The organism is Aeromicrobium erythreum (assembly GCF_001509405.1).
GTDB lineage: Bacteria > Actinomycetota > Actinomycetes > Propionibacteriales > Nocardioidaceae > Aeromicrobium > Aeromicrobium erythreum.
Genome location: NZ_CP011502.1, coordinates 1,965,875 through 1,990,581, shown reverse-complemented (window position 1 = coordinate 1,990,581; position 24,707 = coordinate 1,965,875). Strand labels below are relative to the sequence as shown.

24 protein-coding genes are annotated in these 24,707 nt (G+C 71.9%); 15 read left to right on the top strand and 9 right to left on the bottom strand.

Annotated elements, in window-relative coordinates; translation table 11 throughout:
* Positions 1 to 9: 9 nt before the first annotated feature.
* The 3 genes from Aeryth_RS09385 to tkt form a co-directional block, all read right to left on the bottom strand.
* Positions 10 to 1,614 (bottom strand): glucose-6-phosphate isomerase, encoded by a 1,605-nt coding sequence (locus tag Aeryth_RS09385; RefSeq protein WP_067857675.1) that lies wholly within the window; start codon positions 1,612 to 1,614, stop codon positions 10 to 12.
* Between the two features lie 3 nt (positions 1,615 to 1,617).
* Positions 1,618 to 2,706: a transaldolase gene (tal, locus tag Aeryth_RS09380; protein WP_067857672.1), complete on the bottom strand. Its 1,089-nt coding sequence runs from the start codon at positions 2,704 to 2,706 to the stop codon at positions 1,618 to 1,620.
* An 83-nt stretch (positions 2,707 to 2,789) separates the two neighbouring features.
* Positions 2,790 to 4,967 (bottom strand): transketolase, encoded by a 2,178-nt coding sequence (gene tkt / locus Aeryth_RS09375; RefSeq protein ID WP_067857669.1) that lies wholly within the window; start codon positions 4,965 to 4,967, stop codon positions 2,790 to 2,792.
* Between the two features lie 47 nt (positions 4,968 to 5,014).
* Here tkt and Aeryth_RS09370 point away from each other — a divergent pair, with 47 nt between their 5' ends.
* Complete coding sequence (locus Aeryth_RS09370; RefSeq protein WP_417864619.1) at positions 5,015 to 6,052, top strand: heme o synthase; 1,038 nt, start codon at positions 5,015 to 5,017, stop codon at positions 6,050 to 6,052.
* Positions 6,049 to 6,492, top strand: coding sequence for a GNAT family N-acetyltransferase (locus Aeryth_RS18465; RefSeq protein WP_144433879.1), 444 nt, complete (start codon positions 6,049 to 6,051; stop codon positions 6,490 to 6,492). Before Aeryth_RS09370 ends, Aeryth_RS18465 begins: the two co-directional genes overlap by 4 nt.
* Before the next feature lie 66 nt (positions 6,493 to 6,558).
* On the opposite strand, the gene Aeryth_RS09360 is transcribed toward Aeryth_RS18465, so the two are convergent.
* Genes Aeryth_RS09360 through Aeryth_RS09350 form a run of 3 tightly spaced genes read right to left on the bottom strand, consistent with a single transcriptional unit; the run spans position 6,559 to position 9,166 of the window.
* A complete protein-coding gene (locus tag Aeryth_RS09360; protein ID WP_067857660.1) occupies positions 6,559 to 7,461 on the bottom strand; it encodes a COX15/CtaA family protein in 903 nt (300 codons plus the stop codon).
* Positions 7,452 to 8,225, bottom strand: coding sequence for an ABC transporter permease (locus tag Aeryth_RS09355; RefSeq protein WP_067857657.1), 774 nt, complete (start codon positions 8,223 to 8,225; stop codon positions 7,452 to 7,454). The genes Aeryth_RS09360 and Aeryth_RS09355 overlap by 10 nt, the downstream gene beginning before the upstream one ends.
* Positions 8,222 to 9,166 carry an ABC transporter ATP-binding protein gene (locus Aeryth_RS09350; protein ID WP_067857654.1) on the bottom strand — a complete coding sequence of 315 codons (945 nt, stop codon included), beginning with the start codon at positions 9,164 to 9,166 and terminating at the stop codon, positions 8,222 to 8,224. The genes Aeryth_RS09355 and Aeryth_RS09350 overlap by 4 nt, the downstream gene beginning before the upstream one ends.
* Before the next feature lie 58 nt (positions 9,167 to 9,224).
* Between Aeryth_RS09350 and Aeryth_RS09345 the strand changes: the two genes are divergently transcribed.
* Entirely contained in the window at positions 9,225 to 10,322 is a 1,098-nt protein-coding gene (locus Aeryth_RS09345) for an ATP-dependent DNA ligase (RefSeq protein ID WP_067857651.1), read from the top strand.
* On the opposite strand, the gene Aeryth_RS09340 is transcribed toward Aeryth_RS09345, so the two are convergent.
* On the bottom strand, positions 10,319 to 11,110 hold the full coding sequence (locus Aeryth_RS09340; RefSeq protein WP_236749705.1) for a GTP pyrophosphokinase: 792 nt from the start codon (positions 11,108 to 11,110) through the stop codon (positions 10,319 to 10,321). The two genes, Aeryth_RS09345 and Aeryth_RS09340, sit on opposite strands and share 4 nt — an antisense overlap.
* A 105-nt stretch (positions 11,111 to 11,215) precedes the next feature.
* Between Aeryth_RS09340 and Aeryth_RS09335 the strand changes: the two genes are divergently transcribed.
* Complete coding sequence (locus tag Aeryth_RS09335) at positions 11,216 to 11,791, top strand: YdeI/OmpD-associated family protein (RefSeq protein ID WP_236749878.1); 576 nt, start codon at positions 11,216 to 11,218, stop codon at positions 11,789 to 11,791.
* A 203-nt stretch (positions 11,792 to 11,994) separates the two neighbouring features.
* Here the strand turns inward: Aeryth_RS09335 and Aeryth_RS09330 are convergent, their stop codons facing one another.
* Positions 11,995 to 13,083, bottom strand: a complete 1,089-nt coding sequence (locus Aeryth_RS09330) for a DNA polymerase domain-containing protein (protein ID WP_067857646.1) — start codon at positions 13,081 to 13,083, stop codon at positions 11,995 to 11,997.
* Between the two features lie 124 nt (positions 13,084 to 13,207).
* Here Aeryth_RS09330 and Aeryth_RS09325 point away from each other — a divergent pair, with 124 nt between their 5' ends.
* From Aeryth_RS09325 to Aeryth_RS09280, 10 genes are all read left to right on the top strand, one after another.
* Positions 13,208 to 13,909 (top strand): helix-turn-helix transcriptional regulator, encoded by a 702-nt coding sequence (locus tag Aeryth_RS09325; protein ID WP_067857643.1) that lies wholly within the window; start codon positions 13,208 to 13,210, stop codon positions 13,907 to 13,909.
* Positions 13,906 to 15,330, top strand: a complete 1,425-nt coding sequence (gene sufB / locus Aeryth_RS09320; protein ID WP_067857641.1) for a Fe-S cluster assembly protein SufB — start codon at positions 13,906 to 13,908, stop codon at positions 15,328 to 15,330. Before Aeryth_RS09325 ends, sufB begins: the two co-directional genes overlap by 4 nt.
* The gene (gene sufD / locus Aeryth_RS09315; RefSeq protein WP_067857638.1) at positions 15,330 to 16,517 is read left to right on the top strand and encodes a Fe-S cluster assembly protein SufD; all 1,188 of its coding nucleotides are present in this window, start codon (positions 15,330 to 15,332) and stop codon (positions 16,515 to 16,517) included. Before sufB ends, sufD begins: the two co-directional genes overlap by 1 nt.
* 3 nt (positions 16,518 to 16,520) lie before the next feature.
* Positions 16,521 to 16,847, top strand: a complete 327-nt coding sequence (locus Aeryth_RS09310; RefSeq protein WP_067857635.1) for a non-heme iron oxygenase ferredoxin subunit — start codon at positions 16,521 to 16,523, stop codon at positions 16,845 to 16,847.
* 5 nt (positions 16,848 to 16,852) lie between these two features.
* Entirely contained in the window at positions 16,853 to 17,611 is a 759-nt protein-coding gene (gene sufC / locus Aeryth_RS09305; RefSeq protein ID WP_067857633.1) for a Fe-S cluster assembly ATPase SufC, read from the top strand.
* A 2-nt stretch (positions 17,612 to 17,613) separates the two neighbouring features.
* Entirely contained in the window at positions 17,614 to 18,855 is a 1,242-nt protein-coding gene (locus Aeryth_RS09300) for a cysteine desulfurase (protein WP_067857630.1), read from the top strand.
* Positions 18,856 to 18,857: 2 nt separating this feature from the next.
* Positions 18,858 to 19,319 (top strand): Fe-S cluster assembly sulfur transfer protein SufU, encoded by a 462-nt coding sequence (sufU, locus tag Aeryth_RS09295; protein WP_067857627.1) that lies wholly within the window; start codon positions 18,858 to 18,860, stop codon positions 19,317 to 19,319.
* 20 nt (positions 19,320 to 19,339) lie between these two features.
* Complete coding sequence (locus Aeryth_RS09290) at positions 19,340 to 19,699, top strand: metal-sulfur cluster assembly factor (protein ID WP_470207145.1); 360 nt, start codon at positions 19,340 to 19,342, stop codon at positions 19,697 to 19,699.
* 227 nt (positions 19,700 to 19,926) lie between these two features.
* Entirely contained in the window at positions 19,927 to 21,525 is a 1,599-nt protein-coding gene (locus tag Aeryth_RS09285; protein ID WP_067857621.1) for an ABC-F family ATP-binding cassette domain-containing protein, read from the top strand.
* 142 nt (positions 21,526 to 21,667) lie between these two features.
* Complete coding sequence (locus tag Aeryth_RS09280) at positions 21,668 to 22,882, top strand: glycoside hydrolase family 16 protein (RefSeq protein ID WP_067857618.1); 1,215 nt, start codon at positions 21,668 to 21,670, stop codon at positions 22,880 to 22,882.
* Here the strand turns inward: Aeryth_RS09280 and Aeryth_RS09275 are convergent.
* The gene (locus Aeryth_RS09275; RefSeq protein WP_067857615.1) at positions 22,866 to 23,651 is read right to left on the bottom strand and encodes an SURF1 family cytochrome oxidase biogenesis protein; all 786 of its coding nucleotides are present in this window, start codon (positions 23,649 to 23,651) and stop codon (positions 22,866 to 22,868) included. The two genes, Aeryth_RS09280 and Aeryth_RS09275, sit on opposite strands and share 17 nt — an antisense overlap.
* Before the next feature lie 69 nt (positions 23,652 to 23,720).
* Here Aeryth_RS09275 and moaA point away from each other — a divergent pair, with 69 nt between their 5' ends.
* Positions 23,721 to 24,707 carry a GTP 3',8-cyclase MoaA gene (moaA, locus tag Aeryth_RS09270; protein WP_067857613.1) on the top strand — a complete coding sequence of 329 codons (987 nt, stop codon included), beginning with the start codon at positions 23,721 to 23,723 and terminating at the stop codon, positions 24,705 to 24,707.

Sequence of the window (24,707 nt, the reverse complement as noted above, 5' to 3'; positions counted from 1 at the left end):
CGCCACGGCTCAGCCCAGCAGGTCGCGCAGCGGGGCGGCCGCGGCCTGCGGGTCGGAGAGGTGCAGGCGCAGGACCGGACGGCCGTGGTCGCGCAGGACCTGCGCGTCGCCGGCGGCCTGGGAGGCGATGAACTCCCCGAACGTGAAGTCGCGACCGGGGACCGCGAGGTCCTCGTGCGGGTCGCTCGTCAGCTGGAGGAACACGCCCGTCGCCGGGCCGCCCTTGTGGTACTGGCCCGTGGAGTGCAGGAACCGCGGCCCCCACCCGAACGTGACGGGGCGCCCGGTCCGGCGGGCGAGCTGCTCGCGCAGCCCCGCGTAGGCGCTGAGGTCCCAGCGGTCCAGGTAGGCCTGGACGGCGAGGTACCCGTGCTCGTCGTCGACCTGCGCGAGGAGCTGCTCCACGGCGTCGGCGAGGCTGGAGGCGTCGGTGCCGAACGCGGAGACCGGTCCCTCGACCAGGTCGGCGCCCGGCTCGTTGTCACCGCCGCCGCTGAGCTTGTCGCGAGCGGCCTGCTTGGCGCTCTCGACGTCGGGCTGGTCGAACGGGTTGATGCCGATCAGGGCGCCCGCGACGCTCACGGCCACCTCCCACAACAGCATCTGCGCTCCGAGGCCGCCGGTGACGCCCGCGGCCCAGCCGGACGTGCTCGTCGGGGTGTCCGAGGAGCCGGAGACGGCCAGGAAGGAGTCGGGCGTGCTCGGCTCGACGTTCACCGCGTGGCTGCTCTCGACCACGACGGGCAGGATGCCGTGGCCGATCTTGCCCGTCGACTCGGCGACGAGCTGCTCGATCCAGTCGCCGACGCCCCAGGCCACGGCCGTGCCGGCGTCGTGGTCGAGGAGCACCAGCTTGTCGACGGAGGAGCGGTTGGCGACGCCGAGCGCGGCCCCGAGGCGCAGCGCCGGGTTGGCGGCGTCGTCGGCGAACAGCGTCGCCGTGGCGTCGGCGGCCTCGTCGAGCAGATCGCCGATGTCGGCACCGGCGAGACCGCTCGGCACCAGGCCGAACGCGGTGAGCGCGGAGTAGCGACCACCGACCTCGGGGTCGGCGTGGAACACGCGGTACCCGGCCTGCGTCGCCTGCTCGTCGAGCGGCGAGCCGGGGTCGGTGACGACCACGAGGTGGTCGGCAGGGGAGAGCCCCGCCTCGGTGAAGGCGTGCTCGTAGGCGCGACGCTGGCTGTCGGTCTCGACGGTGCCGCCGGACTTGCTCGACACGACCACGACCGTGCGCTCGAGGCGGTCGGCGATCGCCGTCCGCACCATGTCGGGCTGGGAGGAGTCGAGCACGGTCAGCTCGACGCCGGCAGCGGCGCAGATGACCTCAGGGGCCAGCGACGAGCCGCCCATCCCGCAGAGGACGACGTGGTCGAGACCGCGCTCGTGCAGCTCGGCACGCAGCGCCTCGACCTCGGCGACGAGCGGTCGCGACGACTCCGCGAGCGTCGTCCAGGACAACCGCTTGGCCGCCTCGGACTCCGCGTCGGGACCCCACAGGATGGCGTCGTGGGCGTGCAGCCGCGAGGCGAAGCGGTCGGCGACGAGCTCCGCGAGCGCGGCGTCGAGGGCGGCCTGGTCGGCGACGGTGAGCGTGACGTCCGGTGCCGCCATGGCTCAGGCCTTCTCGAGCTCGGAGCGGACGCTGTCGAGCAGCTCGGCCCAGGAGGCGTCGAACTTCTCGAGGCCCTCCTTCTCGAGCTTGGCCACGACCTCGTCGTAGCCGATGCCCTTCGCCTCGAGGTCGGCGATGACCTGGCGGGACTCGTCGTAGCGGCCGGTGACCCGGTCGCCCTCGACCTCGCCGTGGTCGGCGAAGGCCTGCAGCGTCTTCTCCGGCATCGTGTTGACGGTGTCGGCGACCACGAGCTCGGTCACGTAGAGCGTGTCGGGGTAGGCAGGGTCCTTCACGCCGGTGGACGCCCACAGCGGCCGCTGGGGGCGGGCGCCGCGCTCGCGCAGCGAGCCGAAGCGCTCGGAGCCGAAGACCTCCTCGAAGGCCTCGTACGCGAGCCGCGCGTTGGCGATGGCCGCCTTGCCGCGCAGGGGGTCACCCTCCTCGAGCCGGCCGTCGACCTCGCTGTCGACGCGGCTCACGAAGAACGACGCCACCGAGTGGATGGCCGAGAGGTCGCGACCGGCCTCGGCGGCGCGCTCGAGACCCTCGACGTAGGCGTCCATGACGGCGCGGTAGCGCTCGAGGGAGAAGATCAGCGTGACGTTGACGCTGATGCCCTCGGCGATCGCGTCGGCGATGGCCGGGAGGCCCTCGACGGTCGCGGGGATCTTGATGAGCAGGTTCGGCCGGTCGACCGTCTCCCACAGCCGCTTCGCGATCGTGGTGGTGCGGGCGGTGTCACGGGCCGCGCCCGGGTCGACCTCGATCGAGACGCGGCCGTCGACGCCGTCGGTGCGGTCGTGGACGGGTCGCAGCACGTCGCACGCCTCGCGCACGTCAGTGGTCGTGAGGGCGAAGACCGTCTCGTCGACGTCGGCACCGGCGGCCTTCAGCTCGGCCACCTGGGCGGCGTAGCGGTCGCCGTCGGAGAGCGCGGAGGCGAAGATCGTCGGGTTCGTGGTGACGCCCACGACGCCGTCCTCGGTGACGAGCTCGGCGAGGTTGCCGGACTCGATGCGCTCGCGGGACAGGTCGTCCAGCCAGATGGAGACCCCGGCGTCGGCCAGGGCCTGCAGTCGCTCGTTCATGATGCTCCTCCTGCCGCCGTCCGGCGGCGTGATGGTCGGGGTGGGACCCGCGCCGGCGGCGCAGGCCCCGTTGCTGTGCGCGCTCAGTGCTGGTCGGGCAGGACCGGACCGCTCGGGCGTGCGTGGAACGGTGCCTCCGCGGCTCCGACCGCGTCGATCGAGGCGCGGGCGGCGTCAGCGACGGCGCCGGGCGTGATGCCGAACTCCTGGTAGAGCCGCTGGAAGTCGGCCGAGGCACCGAAGTGCTCGATCCCGACGACCTGGCCGGCGTCGCCGACCACGTCGCGCCAGCCGAAGGACACGCCGGCCTCGACGACGACGCGGGCACGGACGGACGGCGGGATCACGCTGTCGCGGTACCCGCTGTCCTGCTGCTCGAACCACTCGCGCGACGGCATCGACACGACACGGGCCGCGATGCCGTCGGCGGCGAGCGCCTCACGGGCCTGGACCGCGATCTCGACCTCGCTGCCGGTGCCGACCAGGACGACGTCGGGGGTGACGACCTGGCCGTCGCGACGGGCCTCGAGCAGCACGTAGGCGCCCTTGGCCGTGTCGGCGGCGTCGCCCCAGGTCTCGCCGTCGACCTCGCCGCGCGGGTAGGTGCGCAGGTTCTGCCGGCTCAGGGCCAGCGCGACCGGACGGTCGTGGATGCCGAGCAGCGTCTGCCACGCCGCGACCGTCTCGTTCGCGTCGGCGGGCCGCACGACGTCGAGGCCGGGGATGGAGCGCAGCGCCGCGAGGTGCTCGATCGGCTGGTGCGTCGGGCCGTCCTCGCCGAGGCCGATGGAGTCGTGGGTCCAGACGTAGGTGACGGGCAGCTGCTGCAGCGCGGCGAGGCGCACCGCGGGGCGCATGTAGTCGCTGAACACGAGGAACGTGCCGCCGTACGGCCGGGTCGGGCCGTGCAGCGCGATGCCGTTGAGGATCGCGCCCATGGCGTGCTCGCGGATGCCGAAGTGCAGCACGCGGCCGTACCAGTCGCCCTGGAACTTCTTGGTCGACCACTCCGGCGGGATGAACGACGGCTCGCCCTTGGGGGTCGTGTTGTTCGACCCGGCGAGGTCGGCGGAGCCGCCCCACAGCTCGGGCAGGACGGGGGCAAGCGCGGTGAGCACGTCGCCGGAGGCGGCGCGCGTGGCGACGCCCTTGTCGCTGGCCTCGAACGTCGGCAGCGCGTCGGTCCAGCCCTCGGGCAGCTCGTGCGCCTGGAGACGGTCGAGCAGGGCCGCGCGCTCGGGCTGGGCGGACCGCCAGGCGTCGTAGGTCTCCTGCCAGGCGGCGTGCGCCTCGGCGCCACGCTCGCGGGCCGCGTGCGTGTGCGCGATGACCTCGTCGGCGACCGCGAACGTCTGCTCGGGGTCGAAGCCGAGGAGCTCCTTGGTGGCCGCGATCTCGTCGCCGCCCAGCGCCGAGCCGTGCGAGGCGCCGGTGTTCTGCGCCGACGGGGCGGGCCAGGCGATGATCGAGCGCAGCACGATGAGGCTCGGCTTGTCGGTGACCTGCTCGGCGGCCTGGTAGGCGTCCCACAGCGCGGGGACGTCCTCGCGGTACTCGCCGCCGCCGTGCGTCCAGTCGACCGTCTGCACGTGCCAGCCGTACGCCTCGTAGCGGGCCGCGACGTCCTCGGTGAACGCGACGTCGGTGTTGTCCTCGATCGAGATCTTGTTGTCGTCGTACAGGACCGTCAGGTTGCCGAGCTTCTGGTGCCCGGCGAGCGAGGACGCCTCGGCCGACACGCCCTCCTGCACGTCGCCGTCGGAGCAGATGACGTAGACGTGGTGGTCGAACGGGCTCTCGCCGGCGCCGGTCTCGGGGTCGAGGACGCCGCGCTCGCGGCGGGCGGCCATGGCCATGCCGACGCCGTTGGCGATGCCCTGGCCGAGCGGGCCGGTGGTGACCTCGACGCCGGGGGTGTGCCCGTGCTCGGGGTGGCCCGGCGTCTGGCTGCCCCACGTGCGCAGGCTCTTGAGGTCCTCGAGCGTCATCGGGTAGCCGGCGAGGTAGAGCTGCACGTACTGCGTGAGGCTCGAGTGGCCGCACGACAGGACGAAGCGGTCGCGACCGATCCACGACGGGTCGTTCGGGTCGTGCCGCATGAGCTTCTGGTAGAGCAGGTAGGCCGCCGGCGCGAGGCTCATGGCGGTGCCGGGGTGGCCGTTGCCGACCTTCTCGACGGCGTCGGCAGCGAGCAGACGCGCGGTGTCGACCGCCTTGGCGTCGAGCTCGGTCCAGTCCAGGGTTGCAGAGGTGCTGGTCACGGTGCTGGTCGCTCCTGGGTCGTGGGGAAATTCTGGGGAGGGACGTGGTGGAGCCCTCGGTTCGACCCTATCGCCGAGCGTCTAGACTCTGCCAGGTGAGTGCACTTCGGTCGAGCAGCCGCAACGACCCCTCGTCGACCCCGGCGGAGGACGCTGGCGCGGACACCCGCGTGGTGACGTCCAGCCAGGTCCGTCGCAGCGGTCCGGTCGACGTGCTCAACGCCTACGTGGCGCTGATGAAGCCGCGCATCATCGAGCTGCTGCTCCTCACCACGGTGCCGGTCATGTTCCTCGCCGCGCGCGACGTGCCGTCGTTCTGGCTGATCGTCGCGACCGTGGTCGGCGGGACCCTCTCCGCGGGCAGCGCCAACGCGCTCAACTGCGTGTTCGACGCCGACATCGACCAGAAGATGCGGCGCACGTCGCGTCGACCGCTGCCGCGCCACGGTGTCTCCACCGCGGGTGCGCTCTGGTTCGGCCTGGCTCTCGCCGTCGTCTCGACCCTGTGGCTCGGCCTGCTGGTCAACTGGCTCTCGGCCGGGCTCGCGCTCGCCGCCAACGTCTTCTACGTCGTCGGCTACACGATGCTGCTGAAGCGCCGCACGCCGCAGAACATCGTGTGGGGCGGGGCGGCCGGCTGCTTCCCGGCGCTCATCGGCTGGACCGCCGTCACGAACGAGCTGGCCTGGCCGCCCGTCGTGCTCTTCCTCGTCGTCTTCTTCTGGACCCCGCCGCACTTCTGGTCCCTCGGCCTGCGCTACCGCGACGACTACTCGGCCGCCGGCGTGCCGATGCTGCCGTCGGTGGCCAGCGCCGCCACGGTGTCGCGCCAGATCGTCGTCTACTCGTGGGTCATGGTCGCCACGTCGCTCGCGCTCTGGCCGGTCGCCGGCATGGGCTGGTTCTACACGGGTGTCGCGATCCTGCTGGGCATCGTCTTCCTCGTCGAGGCCTACGACCTGCGCTCGCGCGCCAAGGACACCGAGGAGCTGTCGGTCATCAAGCCGATGCGGCTCTTCCACTTCTCCAACGCCTACCTCGCGCTGCTGTTCGTCGCTGCGGCGGTCGACCCGTTCCTGCGCTGAGCATCGAGCGGCTCGGCCCGGACGACTGGCGGCGGTTCCGCGCCGTCCGCCACGCCGCGCTGCGCAGCGACCCTGACGCGTTCGCCGCGTCGGCGCACCGCTGGCTCGACGACCTCGACGTCGAGCCGCGCTGGCGGGAGCGGCTCGAGGCGGTCGCCACCTACGTGGCCTGCCTCGACGGGACCGACGTCGGTACTGCGGGCGTGAGCGGGGACCACGAGCTGCTCGGCATGTGGGTGGCGCGCGCCGCGCGGGGCACCGGCGTGGCGGACCGCCTCGTCGAGGCTGTGGCTCGGCACGCCGCTACCGGGGCGCCGCTGCACCTGCGCGTGATGGCCGGCAACGCCGTGGGCGTGCGCTTCTACACGCGCTGCGGCTTCGTCCTCACCGGTCCGGAGCCCGACGCCGAGGGCTGCCTCACCATGACCCGCCCCCGCTGACCGTGACCCCGCTGACCGTGACGATGTGGCCCCTGAACGTTCCGGATCGGGGCCACATCGTCACGGTCAGTGCTGGAGCTGGGGCTCGCGCACGCGGGTGCGGGTGAGCACCACGAGCCGGGTGCCGACCGACACCAGCACGGCAGCACCGACGAGGTGCACCGCGACCAGCGCGATCGGCAGGTCCGTGAAGTACTGCACGAAGCCGATGACGCCCTGCGCCAGCTCGGCGACGAGCAGCAGCGTGGCCGCGCGGACGGCGAGCGGGCTGGTGCCGCTGCGACGCAGCACGAGGATGGTCGCGATCGTCAGGGCGACCAGGAGGTAGACGCCCCAGGCGTGCACGTGGCTCCACAGACGCGGGTCGAGCCCGTTCCGGGGTGCGTTCACGTCGCCGGCGTGCGGCCCGCTCCCGGTGACGACCGTGCCCAGGTAGACGACGACCCAGAGCGTCGCGTACGTGGCCAGCACGAGACGGCGGGCGAGCACCGGCACGTCGTCGGCGACGTCGCCCCGCACGCGCAGGAGCAGCCAGGTGGAGCCCGCCACCAGGAAGAGCGACAGCACGAGGTGCAGCGCGACGATCCAGGGGTTGAGGTCGGTCAGGACGGTGATGCCGCCGATGACGCCCTGGAACGGGATGCCGACGGCCAGCACGACCGCGAGCCGACGCAGGCCGCGACCCTCGGACCAGCGCCACACCGCGACGACCGTGCCGATCGCGATGGCGATGAGCACGTAGGTGAGCAGCCGGTTGCCGAACTCGATCAGGCCGTGCAGGCCCAGGGCGCGGTGCGGCACGAACGACTCGTCGGTGCAGCGCGGCCAGGTGGGGCACCCGAGCCCGGAGGCGGTGAGGCGCACCAGCCCGCCGGTCAGGATGATGACCGTGTTGGCGACGAGGCTGGCCCACGCCCAGCGCTCCACGACGTCGCGGGTGGGGGTCCGGAGACCGAGCATCATTCCCATCGGAACGTCCTTGCGGTCAGGGCGGTGCCGACGGCCGCCCAGGCCGTGAGCACCACGAGGGGGAGCAGGTCGACGGTGCCGGCGTCGAACGCCGTGCGCAGGCCCTCGCCGAGCGCGCCGGACGGCAGCAGCTGCAGCAGTCCCTGCGCGCCGTCGGGGTAGCGCGACAGCGGCACGATGAGACCGCCGCCGACCAGGAGGAGCACGTACACGAGGTTCGCGACGGCGAGCGTGGCCTCCGCGCGCAGCGTGCCCGCGATGAGCAGGCCGAGCGAGCCGAAGGCGGCGGTGCCGAGCACGGCGAGCACCACGAGCCACAGCCACGGGGCCACCCCGCCGGCGGGCGACCAGCCGAGCGCGAGCGCCACCGAGGCGAGCAGCACCAGCTGCACGACCTCGACCACGACCACCGCGGCGACCTTGCCGACGAGCAGGCCCCAGCGCGGCAGCGGCGACGCGCCCAGCCGCTTGAGCACGCCGTAGCGACGCTCGAAGCCGGTGGCGATCGCCAGCGACGTGAACGACGTGGAGAGCACGGCCAGTCCGAGCACGCCGGGCGTGACGATGTCGATCGGACGACCGGCGCCGAGGTCGACGACCTTGCCCGAGCGGGTGCCGGCCACGAGGAGCAGGAGGGGGACGACGAGCGTGATGAGGAGCTGCTCGCCGTTGCGGGCGAGCAGGCGCAGCTCCATGCGGGCCTGCGCGGCCAGCATGGCCGGGGTGCGGGCCGCGCCAGGACGCGGCGAGAGGTCGAGGCTCATCGCAGGGCCCGTCCGGTGAGGTCGAGGAACCGGTCCTCGAGCGTCTGCTTCTCCACGAGCACCGACTCCGCGAGCACGCCCTGGCCGGCGAACCAGGCGGTCAGCGTGGCGAGGAGGCCGGGGTCGACCGTGCCGACGACGACGTACTGCCCGGCGGCCGTCTCCCGCACCTTGGTGTCGGCGGGCAGCGCGGTCATGAGCGCGTCGAGGTCGAGCCCGGGCCGGGCAGCGAACCGGACCGTGTTCTCCGCGCCGGAGCGCACGAGGTCGGCGGGGGAGCCGCTGGCGATGACGCGCCCGGCGTCGACGATGTGCACGACGTCGCTGAGCGTCTCGGCCTCGTCCATGAAGTGCGTCGTGAGGACCACCGTGACGCCGCTGGCGCGCAGCTCGTCGAGCAGGTCCCACGTGGCGCGCCGTGCCTGCGGGTCGAGCCCGGCGGTCGGCTCGTCGAGGAAGACGAGCTCCGGGCGACCGACGACGGCCATCGCCAGGCCGAGCCGCTGCTGCTGGCCGCCGGAGAGACGACGGTAGGCGGTGCGGCCGCACGACCCGAGCCCGAGACGCTCGACGAGGGCGTCGACGTCGAGCGGGTGGGCATGCAGCGACGCCACGTGGCGCAGCATCTCGTGCGCCCGCACGCCAGACCACGCGCCACCGGCCTGCAGCATCACGCCCACGCGGGGTCGCAGCGCCGCCGCGTCGCGCACCGGGTCGAGGCCGAGCACGCGGACCGAGCCCGACGTCGCGCGCCGGAAGCCCTCGCAGGTCTCGACGGTGCTGGTCTTGCCGGCACCGTTGGGACCGAGCACCGACGTGACCGTGCCGGTGCCGACCGTGAGCGTGAGCCCGTCGACCGCGGTGACGTCGCCGTAGCGGACGACGAGGTCGTGGATCTCGACGGCGGCGCCGACGGTGCCGTCGACGGGAGGGTGCTTCACCCCGTCAGTCTAGAGATCGTCACCCGGCGGGTGGTCCGGGGCACCGTAGCCTGGTGCGATGGACCTGCCCGTCATGCCGCCGCTGCAGCCCATGCTCGCCAAGTCGGTCAAGGGGGTGCCCGCCGCCGACGCGGTCGACGGCGGCTACCTGTTCGAGCCGAAGTGGGACGGGTTCCGTGCCGTCGTCTTTCGCGACGGCGACGAGGTGGAGATCGCGAGCCGGTCCACCAAGCCCCTGACCCGCTACTTCCCCGACGTCGTCGCGGCGGTGCTGGCCCAGCTGCCGCAGCGCTGCGTGATGGACGGCGAGATCGTCACGGCCGTCGGCGACCGGCTGGACTTCGACACGCTGTCGCAGCGCATCCACCCGGCAGCGTCGCGGGTGGCCATGCTCGCGGAGGAGACGCCCGCGAGCCTCGTCGTGTTCGACCTGCTGGCGCTCGACGGCACGTCGTACCTGGACGCGCCGCTGCACGAGCGCCGTGCCGTGCTCGAGGCGGCCCTCGCGGACGTCGAGGCGCCGGTCCACCTCACGCGCACGACGCGGGACAGCGCCGAGGCCGGACGCTGGTTCGAGCAGTTCGAGGGGGCGGGTCTCGACGGGGTCGTGGCGAAGCGGCTCGACGCCCCCTACACGCCGAACGGCCGCACCATGCTCAAGGTCAAGCACGCGCGCACGGCCGACGTCGTGGTGGCCGGGTACCGGCTGCACAAGACGTCGACGCCCGAGCAGCCGCTGCTCGGGTCGATGCTGCTGGGGCTGTACACCGACGACGGACGCCTGCAGCACGTCGGCGTCTGCGCCTCGTTCACCGCGACGCGCCGGGCCGAGCTGGCGGCCGAGCTCGCGCCCCTGCGCGCGGAGCTGTCGGAGCACCCGTGGGGTGCCTGGCAGACCACGCAGGCGCACGAGGACGGCCGGCTGCCGGGCGGGCAGAGCCGCTGGACCGGCACGAAGGACCTCTCGTTCGTGCCGCTGCGCCCGGAGCGCGTGGTCGAGGTCGGCTACGAGCACATGGAGGGCCGCGGCGAGGAGGGCCGGTTCCGCCACACCGCGCAGTTCAAGCGCTGGCGCCCCGACCGGGAGCCGACGTCGTGCACGTACGCCCAGCTCGAGGAGGTCGTGTCCTACGACCTCGGCGACGTGCTCGCCTAGCGGCGCGGACCGTCGCCGAGCCGTCTCAGCTGCTCCAGCAGCGCCTCGGACGGCAGGAGCTCGTCGCCCGCGATCAGGTCGTCGCGCACCTCGGTCGGCAGCGTCTCGACGCCGTCCTCGCCGAGGTGGCGCACCTCGTCGTGCAGCGCCTCCATCCGGGCGTCGAGGGCGTGCGCAGAGTCGGCGGCGTCGCAGAGGCGCTCGGCGAGGTCGTCGGGGACGGCACCGCGGTACTTGTAGTGGATCTTGTGCTCGAGGCTGGCCCAGAAGTCCATGGCGATGGTGCGCAGCTGCACCTCGACCGTGACCGGGACCGGCCCGTCCGACAGGTACACGGGCACCTCGAGCAGCAGGTGCAGGCTGCGGTAGCCGTTGGCCTTGGGCGAGGCGATGTAGTCGCGGACGTCGAGGACGGTCAGGTCGTCCTGCGACGTGAGCAGCTCGTGCACGCGGTAGACGTCGGAGACGAAGCTGCACGTGACGCGCACGCCGGCGATGTCGGTGATGGTCTCGCGGATCGACTCGAACGTGGGCAGCGTGCCCTTGCGGCCCATCTTCTCCGCGAGGCTGTCGGGCGACTTGAGCCGCGACGCGATGTGCTCGATGGGGTTCGTGTCGTGCATGAGCGCGAACTCGTCGCGCAGGATCGTCAGCTTGGTGACGACCTCCTCCATCGCGAACCGGTGCCGGAGCATGAAGCGGGTGAAGTCCTGCCGCAGCGCCTTGGGGTCGTCGAGGTGCAGGACCTCGTCGCCCTGCCCCAGCGCCTCCTTGCTCGTCAGCTCCACGCGGTCAGCCTACGACGGGCGGTCGACGCGTGACGGGTCGCGCGCGAGGCGGCCTCGTCCCGGCGCGGTGTCGGTACGGCGCCCTACGGTGGCCCCGTGGGCGTGATGGACGAGGCGGAGCAGGTGGCTCCCGGGTCGCTGACGGCGTGGCACGACTGGTTGCGGGAGCACCACGGCGACGCACGGGGCGTGTGGCTGGAGATGTCGGCCCGCGTCGCCGAGGGCGACGATGCGCTGTCGTACGAGAACGCGGTCTGCGAGGCCCTCTGCTGGGGCTGGATCGACGGACGGGTCCGTGGCGCGGCCGACGGCCGGGGCGCCGCGATCTGGATGTCGCCCCGCCGGCGGGGTAGCGCGTGGGCGGCGTCGAACCGGGCCCGCGTGGCCCGGCTGGTCGAGGAGGGGCGGATGCGTCAGCCCGGCCAGGCCGTGGTCGACGCCGCGCGGGTCGACGGCTCCTGGACCGTCCTCGTCGGGCCCGAGCAGGGCGAGGAGCCGGACGCACTGCGCGCCGGCCTCGACGCCGACCCCGCCGCCCGCGCGTTCTGGGACGCCCTCCCGCCGAGCGCCCGCCTCTTCGCGCTCACCCAGCTGGCCACGGCCAAGCGGGAGCCGACCCGCCTGTCCCGCATCGAGAAGCTGCTCGCCCAGTGCCGCGCCGGTGAGCGGCCCGACCGCTGACGCATCGCTGGACGGTCGCCCCCGCGGGCGGTGGATCGTCCACCTTCTCAGCGTCCAGACGGTGGAGAGCTCACCGCCCGGCGGAGGCGGTGTGGGGGCGGTGGATCGTCCACCTCCTCAGCGCCCGGACGGTGGAGAGCTCACCGCCCAGGGGTAGACAGCGTCGGGCGGTGGATCGTCCACCGTCCCAGCGCGCCCGGACCTCAGCCCTGCTTGTTGCGTGTGTCCTTGCTGGGCTGCACGCGCTTCGGCTCGCCGGGCATCTTCGGGTACTCCGGCGGGTACGGCAGATCGCCGAGGCCACGCTCGAGGTCGGCCCGCCAGAGGTCGAGCAGCGGCTCGAGCGACTGGGGCTCGTCGTCGATGTCAGCCCAGGCGTCGCCGCCGCGCTCCGCGAGGAGGTCGGGGATCGTGCGCAGCGTGAAGGCCATCGGGTCGTCGACGTCGGCGAGCTCGTCCCACCGCAGGGGGAACGACGCGGGCGCGCCCTGCTTCGGGCGCAGGCTGTAGGCCGACGCGATGGTGCGGTCGCGGGCGTTCTGGTTGACGTCGACGAAGATCCGGTCGCCGCGCTCCTCCTTCCACCAGGCCGTGGTCACGCGGTCGCTGCGTCGCTCGAGCTCGCGGCCGAGACCGATGGCGGCGTGCCGGACGTCGGTGAAGGTCCACCGCGGCTCGACCCGGACGTACACGTGCACGCCGTTCTTCCCGCTGGTCTTCACGTGGCCGCGCAGGCCGAGGTCGCCGAGCAGCTCCCTCACGGTGCCGGCCTCCCGGACGGCGTCGACGAACCCGGTGTCGCCGTGCGGGTCGAGGTCGATCCGCAGCTCGTCGGGCCGGTCCAGGTCCGCTCGCCGGGCCGGGCCGGGGTGGAAGGTGATGGTGCCCATCTGCGCGGCCCACGCCACGACGGCGACGTGGTCGGGGCAGAGCTCCTCGGCGGTGCGTCCGGTGGGGAAGTGCACCCGCACCGACCGCGCCCAGTCGGGCATGCCGCGCATGACCCGCTTCTGGTAGAACGCGTCGCCCTGCGGGCCGCGCCCGTGCGTGGCCTCACGAGCCGTGAGCGTCATGCCGGGCTGCACGCCCTTCGGCCACCGCTCGAGCGCGGTGGGGCGGTCGCGCAGGGCACGGACGATGCCGTCGCCGACCGCGACGTAGTACTCGACCACCTCGAGCTTCGTGACCTCCGGGCCGTGCTCGGACGCCGGGTAGATCACGCGGTCGGCGCTGGAGACCTTCACCTCGCGTCCGCCCGCGTCGACGACGACCGCCGCAGTCTTGCCTGCCATGACGGCAGCCTAGGCCCGACGCGGCGGAGGTGCCGGGCCGTGGGCTGCAGGGGGGCGGCGTGGGTGAGGGTTGCCTTCTTTGAACGACCGGAATCAATAACGGCACACTGGTGTTGTGAAATACATGCGCGCCGAGGAGATGGAGTCGACCACCGTCGACGACGCCCCCACGCGCGAGCGCGTGGCGACGTCGATCCTGGAGCACGGTCCGTCGACCGCAGCCGACCTCGCCCAGCGGCTGGGCCTCACGCCCGCCGCCGTGCGACGTCATCTCGAGCAGCTGCTGGCCGACGGCGTCCTCGCCCAGCGCCAGCCGCGCTCCACGGCGCGTCGCGGTCGCGGCCGACCCGCCAAGGTCTTCGTCATCACCGACGCCGGCCGCGACACCTTCGCGCACTCCTACGACGACCTCGCCGCCGACGCCCTCCGCTTCCTCGCGGAGACCGCGGGCGACGACGCGGTCGCCGCGTTCGCAGCCCGACGCCTGCGCGCCCTCACCGAGAAGTACCGCCCGCTCGTGGAGGCCGCACCCGTCGAGGAGCGTCCTCGGGTGCTCGCCGACGCGCTGAGCGCCGACGGGTTCGCGGCCTCGGCCGGCACGACGCCGGCCGGTGCGCAGATCTGCCAGCACCACTGCCCGGTCGCGCACGTCGCGGCCGAGTTCCCCCAGCTGTGCGAGGCCGAGACGGCGATGTTCGCCGACCTGCTCGGCTCCCACGTCCAGCGCCTCGCGACGATCGCCCACGGCGACGGCGTGTGCACGACCCACCTGCCCCATCCCACGACCCAAGCCACAGGTCCCACCACAGAGAGGGTGTCGTCATGACGACCAACTCGATCGAAGAGCTCAACCCCGGGCTCAAGGACGTCGGCCGCTACGAGTTCGGCTGGTCCGACGCGAACGACGCGGGTGCCAACGCCCAGCGCGGCCTCAACGAGGAGATCGTCCGCGACATCTCCGCGAAGAAGAGCGAGCCGCAGTGGATGCTCGACCTGCGCCTCAAGGGTCTGCGGCTCTTCGACCGCAAGCCGCTGCCCACGTGGGGCGCCGGCCTCGAGGACATCGACTTCGACAACATCAAGTACTTCGTGCGCTCCTCGGAGAAGCAGGCCGCCTCGTGGGAGGACCTGCCCGAGGACATCAAGAACACCTACGACCGTCTGGGCATCCCCGAGGCGGAGAAGCAGCGTCTCGTCGCCGGCGTCGCCGCGCAGTACGAGTCCGAGGTCGTCTACCACTCGATCCGTGAGGACCTCGAGGAGAAGGGCGTCCTCTTCCTCGACACCGACACGGCGCTCAAGGAGCACCCGGAGATCTTCGAGGAGTACTTCGGCACCGTCATCCCCGTCGGCGACAACAAGTTCTCCGCGCTGAACACGGCGGTGTGGTCCGGCGGCTCGTTCATCTACGTGCCCAAGGGCGTCCACGTCGACATCCCGCTGCAGGCCTACTTCCGCATCAACACCGAGAACATGGGCCAGTTCGAGCGGACGCTGATCATCGCCGACGAGGACTCCTACGTCCACTACGTCGAGGGCTGCACGGCGCCGATCTACTCCAGCGACTCGCTGCACTCCGCGGTCGTCGAGATCATCGTCAAGAAGAACGCCCGCGTCCGGTACACGACGATCCAGAACTGGTCGAACAACGTGTACAACCTGGTCACCAAGCGTGCGACCTGCGAGGCCGGCGCGACCATGGAGTGGGTCGACGGCAACATCGGCTCGAAGGTCACCATGAAGTACCCGGCCGTCTACCTGATGGGCGAGCACGCCCGCGGCGAGACGCTGTCGATCGCCTTCGCCGGCGAGGGTCAGCACCAGGACGCCGGCGCCAAGATGGTGCACGCCGCCCCCCACACGTCGAGCTCGATCCTGAGCAAGTCGGTGGCCCGCGGTGGCGGTCGCACCTCCTACCGTGGCCTGCTGCAGGTCATGGAGGGCGCGTACGGCTCGGCCAGCACGGTCAAGTGCGACGCGCTGCTCGTCGACCAGGTCAGCCGGTCCGACACGTACCCCTACGTCGATGTCCGTGAGGACGACGTGACGCTCGGCCACGAGGCCACGGTCTCGAAGGTCAGCGACGACCAGCTCTTCTACTTCATGCAGCGCGGCATGGAGGAGGACGAGGCCATGGCGATGATCGTCCGCGGGTTCGTCGAGCCCATCGCGCGCGAGCTCCCGATGGAGTACGCGCTCGAGCTGAACCGCCTCATCGAGCTGCAGATGGAAGGAGCCGTCGGCTGATGACCCTCGTCGACACCGACCGCACGGTCGAGAACATCGGTCAGGCCCTGGAGCTCGACCACGTCGAGTCCCACCTGCACCCCGAGCCGTCCTACGACGTCGCGGCGCACCCGGTGCCCACGGGCCTGGAGGAGATCTGGCGCTTCACGCCGCTGAAGCGGCTGCGGGGCCTGCTCGACGGCACCCCCTCCGACGCGCACCTCACGTGGGAGCAGCAGCTGCCCGAGGGCGTCACGCTCACGCAGGTCAGCACGGCCGAGGCGCAGGCCCTGGCCGTCAACGCCCCCTTCGACCGGCTCGGCGCGCTCGCCGTGGCCAACGCCGGCGGAGCGGTGCTGCTCGACGTGCCCGCCAACCTCGAGCTCAGCGAGCCCGTGCGGCTGACGCTGACGGGTGACTCCGTCGACTCGACCGTCTGGGGCCACGTCGTGGTCCGCGTCGGCACGCACGCGAAGGCCACCGTGGTCGTCGACCACGCCGGCAGCGCGACGTACGACGCGTTCACCCAGGTCGTCGTCGGCGACGGCGCCTCGCTCGACCTTGTCACGGTCAACGACTGGGCCGACGACGCCGTGCACGCCGGCCAGTACAACGTGCGTGTCGGTCGCGACGCGTCGGTCCGCGCGTTCGAGGTCAGCCTCGGCGGCGACCTCGTCCGCACGAACGTCAACGTCGACTACGCCGGTCCGGGCGGCAGCGCCGAGCTGCTCGGCGTGTACTTCGCCGACGCCGGCCAGCACATCGAGCACCGTCAGTTCGTCGACCACACGGCACCGCGCACGAAGAGCAACGTCGAGTACAAGGGCGCGCTGCAGGGCCAGGACGCGCACACCGTGTGGGTCGGCAACGTGCTCATCCGCAAGGTGGCCGAGGGCATCGAGACGTTCGAGCAGAACGACAACCTTGTGCTCACCGACGGCGCGAAGGCCGACTCGGTGCCCAACCTGGAGATCGAGACCGGCGACATCGCCGGCGCCGGGCACGCCAGCACCACCGGCCGCTTCGACGACAACCACCTGTTCTACCTGCAGAGCCGGGGCATCGAGGAGGCCGAGGCGCGTCGTCTCGTCGTGCACGGCTTCTTCAACGACATCATCCGTCGGATCGGCGTGCCCGAGCTGCAGGAGCGGCTCGTCGAGGCGATCGAGTCCGAGCTCGCCGGTGCCGACCTGAGCAAGGTCGGCTGAGCGATGACCGGTCCCCAGTTCGCGGCACCCCTCGACGTCCTCGTCGAGGGGACCGCGACCGCGGTCACCGTCGACGGCGTCGACGTCGCGCTGGTACGCGAGGGCGACGCGGTCTACGCGATCCGCGACGAGTGCTCGCACGCCGCGATCCCGCTGTCGGAGGGGGAGGTGGAGGGCTGCGAGATCGAGTGCTGGCTGCACGGGTCGCGCTTCGACGCCCGCACCGGCAAGCCCCTCAACCTGCCGGCCACCGAGGCCGTCCCCACCTACCCCACGACCATCACCGACGGACGCGTCCTGGTCGACGTGTCCGCCCCCACCAGGAGCTGAACCACATGAGCACCCTCGAGATCAAGAACCTGCACGTCTCGGTGAACACCGAGGACGGCGCGAAGGAGATCCTGCGCGGCGTCGACCTCACGGTCAACAGCGGCGAGGTCCACGCCATCATGGGCCCGAACGGCTCGGGCAAGTCGACCCTCGCGTACTCGATCGCCGGCCACCCCAAGTACACCGTCACCGACGGCGAGGTCCTGCTGGACGGCGAGAACATCCTCGAGCTCAGCGTCGACGAGCGCGCCCGCGCGGGCCTGTTCCTCGCGATGCAGTACCCCGTCGAGGTCCCCGGCGTTTCCGTCGCGAACTTCCTGCGCACCGCCAAGACCGCCATCGACGGCGAGGCCCCCAAGCTGCGCACCTGGGTCAAGGACGTCAACGCCGCCCTCGAGCGCGTCACGCTCGACCCGACGTTCGCGCAGCGCAGCGTCAACGAGGGCTTCTCCGGTGGTGAGAAGAAGCGTCACGAGATCGCCCAGCTCGAGCTGCTGAACCCCAAGTTCGCCGTGCTCGACGAGACCGACTCCGGCCTCGACATCGACGCCCTGCGCGTCGTGTCCGAGGGCGTCAACCGCTACACCGACCAGGGTGACCGCGGCGTCCTGCTGATCACGCACTACACGCGGATCCTGCAGTACATCAAGCCCGACTTCGTGCACGTGTTCGTCGCGGGCAGGCTGGCCGAGTCCGGTGGTCGCGAGCTGGCCGACCAGCTCGAGGCGGAGGGCTACGACAAGTACGTGAAGGCTGCGGTCTGATCATGACCTCCTACGACGTCGAGGCGGTCCGCAAGGACTTCCCCATCCTCGAGCGCACGCTGGCGGGCGACCACCCGCTGGTGTACCTCGACAGCGCCAACACGTCCCACAAGCCGCGCCAGGTGGTCGAGGCGATCGAGCAGCACTACCTGCGGCACAACGCCAACGTGGCGCGGGCGATGCACCAGCTCGGTGCCGAGGCCAGCGAGGCGTTCGAGCTGGGTCGCACCAAGGTGGCCGGCTTCATCGGCGCCGGTCGACGTGAGGAGGTCGTGTTCACCAAGAACGCGTCCGAGGCGCTGAACCTGGTGGCCCGCGTGCTCGGCGACGCCGGCACGGTGGGGGAGGGCGACGAGGTCGTCATCTCCGAGATGGAGCACCACTCCAACATCGTGCCGTGGCAGCTGCTCACGGAGCGCACCGGCGCGACGCTGCGCTGGTTCGGGGTCACCGACGAGGGGCGTCTCGACCTCGACGACCTCGACACGCTGGTCACCGAGCGCACCAAGGTCGTCTCGCTGACGTGGGTCTCGAACATGCTCGGCACGATCAACCCCGTCGAGAAGGTCATCGCTCGGGCCCACGAGGTCGGCGCACTGGTCGTCATCGACGCCTCCCAGGCCGTGCCGCAGATCCCGGTCGACGTCAGCACGCTCGGCGCCGACTTCGTCGCCTTCACGGGTCACAAGATGGTCGGCCCGACGGGCATCGGCGTGCTGTGGGGCCGCTACGACCTGCTCGCGTCGCTGCCCCCGTTCCTGGGTGGCGGCGAGATGATCGAGACCGTGACGATGGAGCGGTCGACGTTCGCCGCGCCGCCGCACCGGTTCGAGGCCGGCACCCCGCCGATCGCGCAGTCCGTGGGGCTCGGCGCCGCGGTCGACTACCTGACGGCGCTCGGCATGGAGAACGTGGCCGCGCACGAGCAGGCGATCACCGCGTACGCGCTGGAGCGCCTCCAGGAGGTCGACGGGCTCGCGGTCGTCGGGCCGAAGGAGGCCGTGCAGCGCGGAGGGGCGATCAGCTTCACGCTCGACGACGTGCACCCGCACGACGTCGCCCAGCTGCTCGACTCCCGCGGCGTGGCGGTCCGCGCGGGACATCACTGCGCCAAGCCGGCCCACCAGCGGTTCGGGGTGCAGTCCACCACGCGCGCGTCGTTCTACCTGTACACGACCGAGGCCGAGATCGACGCGCTCGTCGACGCGGTTCGGCACACCCAGCAGTACTTCGGAGGCCGGTGACCATGGCCGACGCATCCCAGGTGGACGCGCTGTACCAGGAGATCATCCTCGACCACTACAAGCAGAAGCACGGCTCGGGCCTGCGCGACCCGTTCGAGTCCGAGGTGCACCACGTCAACCCGACGTGCGGCGACGAGGTGACCCTGCGGGTCCACCTCGACGCCGGCACCGTGTCCGACGTCTCCTACGACGCGGTCGGCTGCTCGATCAGCCAGGCGTCGGCGTCGGTGCTGAACGACCTCGTGGTCGGCAAGCCCGTCGACGACGCCTTCGCGACGCTCGATGCCTTCCAGGCCCTCATGCAGGGCAAGGGCGAGGTCGAGCCCGACGAGGACGTCCTCGAGGACGGCATCGCGTTCGCCGGTGTCGCCCAGTTCCCGGCGCGCGTGAAGTGCGCGCTGCTCTCGTGGATGGCGTTCAAGGACGCCACCAGCCAGGCTCTCAGCACCCAGGAGGACGCATGAGCACCCCGGACCACTCCGACCTGCCCGAGGTCGACCTGAACGCCCCGCAGGAGTCCGCCGTGTCGACGGCGACGAAGGACGAGGACGTCTGGGAGGCGATGAAGGACGTCGTCGACCCCGAGCTCGGCATCAACGTCGTCGACCTCGGCCTCGTGTACGGCGTCGACGTCGACGACCACAGCAACACTGTCCTGTCGATGACGCTGACCTCCGCGGCCTGCCCGCTGACCGACGTCATCGAGGACCAGACCCGCGCCGCCCTCGACGGCATCGTCAACGACTTCCGCATCGAGTGGGTCTGGATGCCGCCGTGGGGTCCGGACAAGATCACCGACGACGGCCGCGAGATGCTGCGGGCGCTGGGCTTCAACGTCGGCTGAGACCTGCCGCGACCTCCGACCCCGACTCCCGCGCATCGCGGGGGTCGGGGTCGGCTGCGTCGGAGGGTCGAGGGCCCGAAGTCCACGGCATGACCCACGTCTCGCGGTCACGATGCGGGGGAGCGGGGCTCGGGCCCGTAGACTGCTCCGGTGAGCTACTACCAGCGGGAGTGACGACCGGACCACGTCCGGCGTTCTCGCACACCCCCTGACCACGAAAGCTCCCCATGATCACCGTCAACGACGTGACGCTGCGCTTCGGCGCCCGCGTCCTCATGCAGAACGTCTCCTTCCGCGTCGACAAGGGCGACAAGATCGGCCTCGTCGGCCGCAACGGTGCCGGCAAGACCACCCTCACGCGCATGCTGTCCGGCGACGGTCAGCCCGCCGAGGGCAGCATCACGCTCAGCGGGAAGATCGGCTACCTGCCTCAGGACCCGAAGTCCGGCGACCTGTCGATCACGGCGCGCGACCGCATCCTCGGTGCCCGCGGCCTCGACGAGGCCCTCGCGACGATGCGCAAGGCCGAGCTCGACATGGGCTCGGCCGACCCCGACGTCGCCGAGCGGGCGATGAAGGCCTACGGCCGCGCCCAGGACGTGTTCTCGGCCGGCGGCGGGTACGCCGCCGAGGCGGAGGCCGCCACCATCTCCAACGCGCTCGGCCTGCCCGACCGCGTGCTCGACCAGCAGCTGCAGACGCTCTCCGGTGGTCAGCGTCGCCGCATCGAGCTGGCCCGCATCCTGTTCAGCGACGCCGACACGATGCTGCTGGACGAGCCGACCAACCACCTCGACGCCGACTCGATCACGTGGCTTCGCGGTTTCCTCAAGACGTTCTCCGGTGGTCTCGTGATCATCAGCCACGACGTCGACCTGGTCGAGGAGACGGTCAACAAGGTCTTCTACCTCGACGCCAACCGCGCGACGATCGACATCTACAACACCGGCTGGAAGCACTACCTGCGCCAGCGCGAGGCCGACGAGGCGCGGCGCAAGCGCGAGCGCGAGATCACGACGAAGACCGCCGAGCGGCTCGTCGCCCAGGGCAACAAGATGCGCGCGAAGGCCAGCAAGGCCAGCGCCGCGCAGCAGATGCTGCGGCGCGCCGAGCAGATGATGTCCGGCCTCGACGACGTCCGCCAGGCCGACAAGGTCGCCAAGATCGACTTCCCGAAGCCGGCTCCGTGCGGCAAGACCCCGCTCATGGCCCAGGGGCTCTCCAAGTCCTACGGCGCGCTGGAGATCTTCGCCGGCGTCGACCTGGCGATCGACAAGGGCAGCCGCGTGGTCGTGCTCGGCCTCAACGGCGCGGGCAAGACGACCCTGCTGCGGATGCTCGCCGGCACCCTGCAGTCCGACACCGGCGAGATCCAACCGGGCCACGGGCTCAAGATCGGCTACTTCGCGCAGGAGCACGAGACGCTCGACATGGACCGCACGGTGCTCGAGAACATGCAGCGCTCCGCGCCGGAGCTCACCGACACCCAGGCGCGCAGCGTCCTCGGCGCGTTCCTGTTCTCCGGCGACGACACCGCGAAGCCGGCCAAGGTGCTCTCCGGCGGAGAGCGGACCCGCCTCGCGCTCGCGGGACTCATCGTCTCCAGCGCGAACGTGCTGCTGCTCGACGAGCCGACCAACAACCTCGACCCTGCCTCGCGCGAGGAAGTGCTCGACGCGATCCGCCGGTACGAGGGCGCGATCGTGCTCGTGTCCCACGACGAGGGCGCCGTGCGCGCGCTCGACCCCGACCGCGTGCTGCTCCTGCCCGACGGCGACGAGGACCTGTGGAACGACGGCTACGCCGAGCTGGTCTCCCTGGCCTGACCCGCGGCCCCCGTGCGAGGTCGGGGGCGTGACAGAGCCCGCCGTCCGGGTCTAAGGTCGTCAGACCACCAGGACCTGAGTCCCGACACCGGGAAGTCCGTGCAGGGCGGGCAGCCTGACGCCGGGGCGTCGAGGAGCTGCCATGGCCAACCGTCGACACCACCGTCTCGTCGGACCGATACGCGCCTCCTGCGCCGCGGTGGTCCTGGTCGTGGTCGGGCTCGCCGTCACGGCACCCGACGCGGCCGACGCGGAGGACGACCAAGCGTCGATCACCTACTCGACGGAGTGGACCCAGACGGAGTCGGCCACCGTCACCGAGTCGGCCACCGTCGACGGCTACGTGGGATACGGGGAGGCGACCGCCAGCGCGACGGCTACCCGCACCGGGACCGCGACCGCCGCGACCCAGTGGGAGGCGTACTACGACGCCACCATGGACGCCTACGAGAAGGCCCGTGCCGCCGCCCTCGAGGAGGCCGACGCGCAGGCGCGTGCGCTGGCGCGGGAGCGGGCGGTGGCCGACGCCCAGGCCCAGGCCGACGCGGCGTCGTCCGGCGAGGGCACGGGTGCGCCGTCGTGCGGTGCGCAGCGCCTCAAGTCCGACGGCACGCCGTGGACGTGCACGTTCGCCGACGAGTTCAACGGCACCACCCTCGACACGTCGAGGTGGCAGCGGATCACGACCGAGGGTTCCAGCTTCAGCTACGGCGACTGCTTCCTGCCCGACGGCGACAACGTCGCCGTCCGAGACGGGGCGCTGCGCCTCACCACGCGCCGCGAGGCGTCGGATGTGACCTGCCGGGCCGGCGACCGCACGGTCACGACCCCGTGGACCTCCGGCTCGGTCAGCTCGCTGGGTCGCTTCTCCCAGACGTACGGCCGCTTCGAGTTCCGGGCCGCGATGCCCGCCGTCGACGGACCGGGCTTCCAGTCGGCGCTCTGGCTGGTCCCCGACGAGCCCACCCACTACGGAGGCTGGCCGTACTCCGGCGAGATCGACGTGGTCGAGTACTACGCCCAGTACCCGGACCGCCTGATCCCCGCACTGCACTACGGGTCCGCGTCGCCGTGGTCGACCCGCACGAACAACGACTGCCGGGTCTACGAGCCCAGCAGGTTCCACACGTACGGGCTCGAGTGGACGCCGACGACGCTGACCGTGACGATCGACGGCACCACGTGCCTGGAGCACCGCATCGACCCGGAGGAGCCGCTCACGGCGCCGCAACCCTTCGACCGACCGTTCAACCTCAACCTCACGCAGATGCTGGGCTCGGGGGAGAACAGCGTCCCCGAGGGGGCGACGGCGACGCCGAGGACGATGAGCGTCGACTACGTCAGGGTGTGGCGCTGACGTCCTCGCGGTCGCCGTCGCGCGTGGACGGCGGGCCACCGTGGCCCGCACGTCGCTCCAGCCACTCGATCCGCGCGAACCAGACGAAGCCGGCCAGCGCGAGCCCGGCGAAGAACCACCACTGCAGCCCGTAGAAGAAGTGCGGTCCGCCGCCGAGGTCGGGCTTCGGCTCGAGCTCGAGCCCGCCGGTGCCGCCGGTCTGCTCGCGCAGGTTGAGGTAGCCCGAGCGCACGTCGTACGGGAGCGAGCCGGCGAGCCCGGTGCTGGAGACGGAGCGGACCTGGCCGTCCACCGGCGTCGTCGCGTCGGCACCGGCGTTGCTGTCGGGCCGCAGCCAGCCCTGTACCGTGACGGTCCCGCTCGGTGGCGCGGGGACGTCGCTGGGGGCGGCCGCGGTGTTCGACGTCGGCACCCAACCGCGGTCGACCAGCACGGCGCTGCCGTCGTCGAGGAGCAGCGGCGTGACCACCTCGGCGCCGGGGCGCCCGTCGCGGGTGCTGAACTTCACCGTCACCTGCGACGTCGGGTCGTAGCGGCCCTGCGCGACGACCCGCGTCCACTCCAAGTCTTTCGTGACCTTCAGGCCGACCGGTGCCACCTGGTCGAGGGGGACGGGGTCGGCGGCCAGGTGCTGCTCGACCCGCTCGTTCGACTCGTGCCGGACCTCGCGCTTGTGCCACTGCCAGTCGCCCATGAGCACGCACACGACCGCGAGCGCCACGACGGCGAGGAAGAACCCGATCCACCGGGCGCTGAGCAGGAACCGCACGCCTCGAATCTAGCCGCCCGACACCAGCGGGCTCCGGCGAGGTTGGGTCCTCGCTCCTAGACTGGGGGGATGCAGCTCGGTGACAGACATGGACGTGTGGCCACCGACCTGCGGGTCTCGTTGACGGACCGCTGCAACCTGCGCTGCCAGTACTGCATGCCGGCCGAGGGGCTCGACTGGATGCCCACGGCCGAGGTGCTCACCGACGACGAGGTCGTCCGGCTGATCCACGTCGCCGTCACGCGTCTCGGCGTCGTCGACGTGCGGTTCACCGGCGGCGAGCCGCTGCTGCGTCGCGGACTGGCCTCGATCGTCGCGGCCACCAAGGCGATGCCGGGGTCGCCGCGCACCGCCATCACCACGAACGCCCTCGGGCTGAGCCGCACGGCCCACGCGCTGGCCGCCGCCGGCCTCGACCGGGTCAACGTCAGCCTCGACACCACCGACCCGGAGATGTTCCACCGGATCACGCTGCGCGACCGCTTCCACGACGTCGTCGCCGGGCTCGAGGCCGCCGCCGAGGCCGGGCTCACCCCCGTCAAGATCAACGCGGTGCTGCTGCGGGGCCTCAACGAGGACGAGGGGCCCGCGCTGCTGCGCTGGTGCATGGAGCGCGGCTACGAGCTGCGCTTCATCGAGCAGATGCCGCTCGACGCGCAGCACGGCTGGGACCGCAGCCGCATGATCACCGCCGACGAGATCCTCGCGCGACTCTCCGAGCACGTGACCCTCACGCCGCTGGACGGGCGGGGGAGCGCCCCGGCCGAGAAGTTCCAGGTCGACGGCGGCCCCCACACGGTGGGCATCATCGGGTCGGTCACGCGGCCGTTCTGCGCCGACTGCAACCGTGTCCGCCTGACCGCCGACGGCCAGGTGCGCACGTGCCTGTTCGCCCGCGAGGAGTCCGACCTGCGGGCCGCGCTGCGCGGGGGAGCCGACGACGACGAGCTGGCCCGCCGGTGGGTCGAGGCCATGTGGGGCAAGGCGGCCGGCCACGGCATCGACGACCCCACGTTCCTGCAGCCGTCGCGACCCATGTCGTCGATCGGCGGCTGA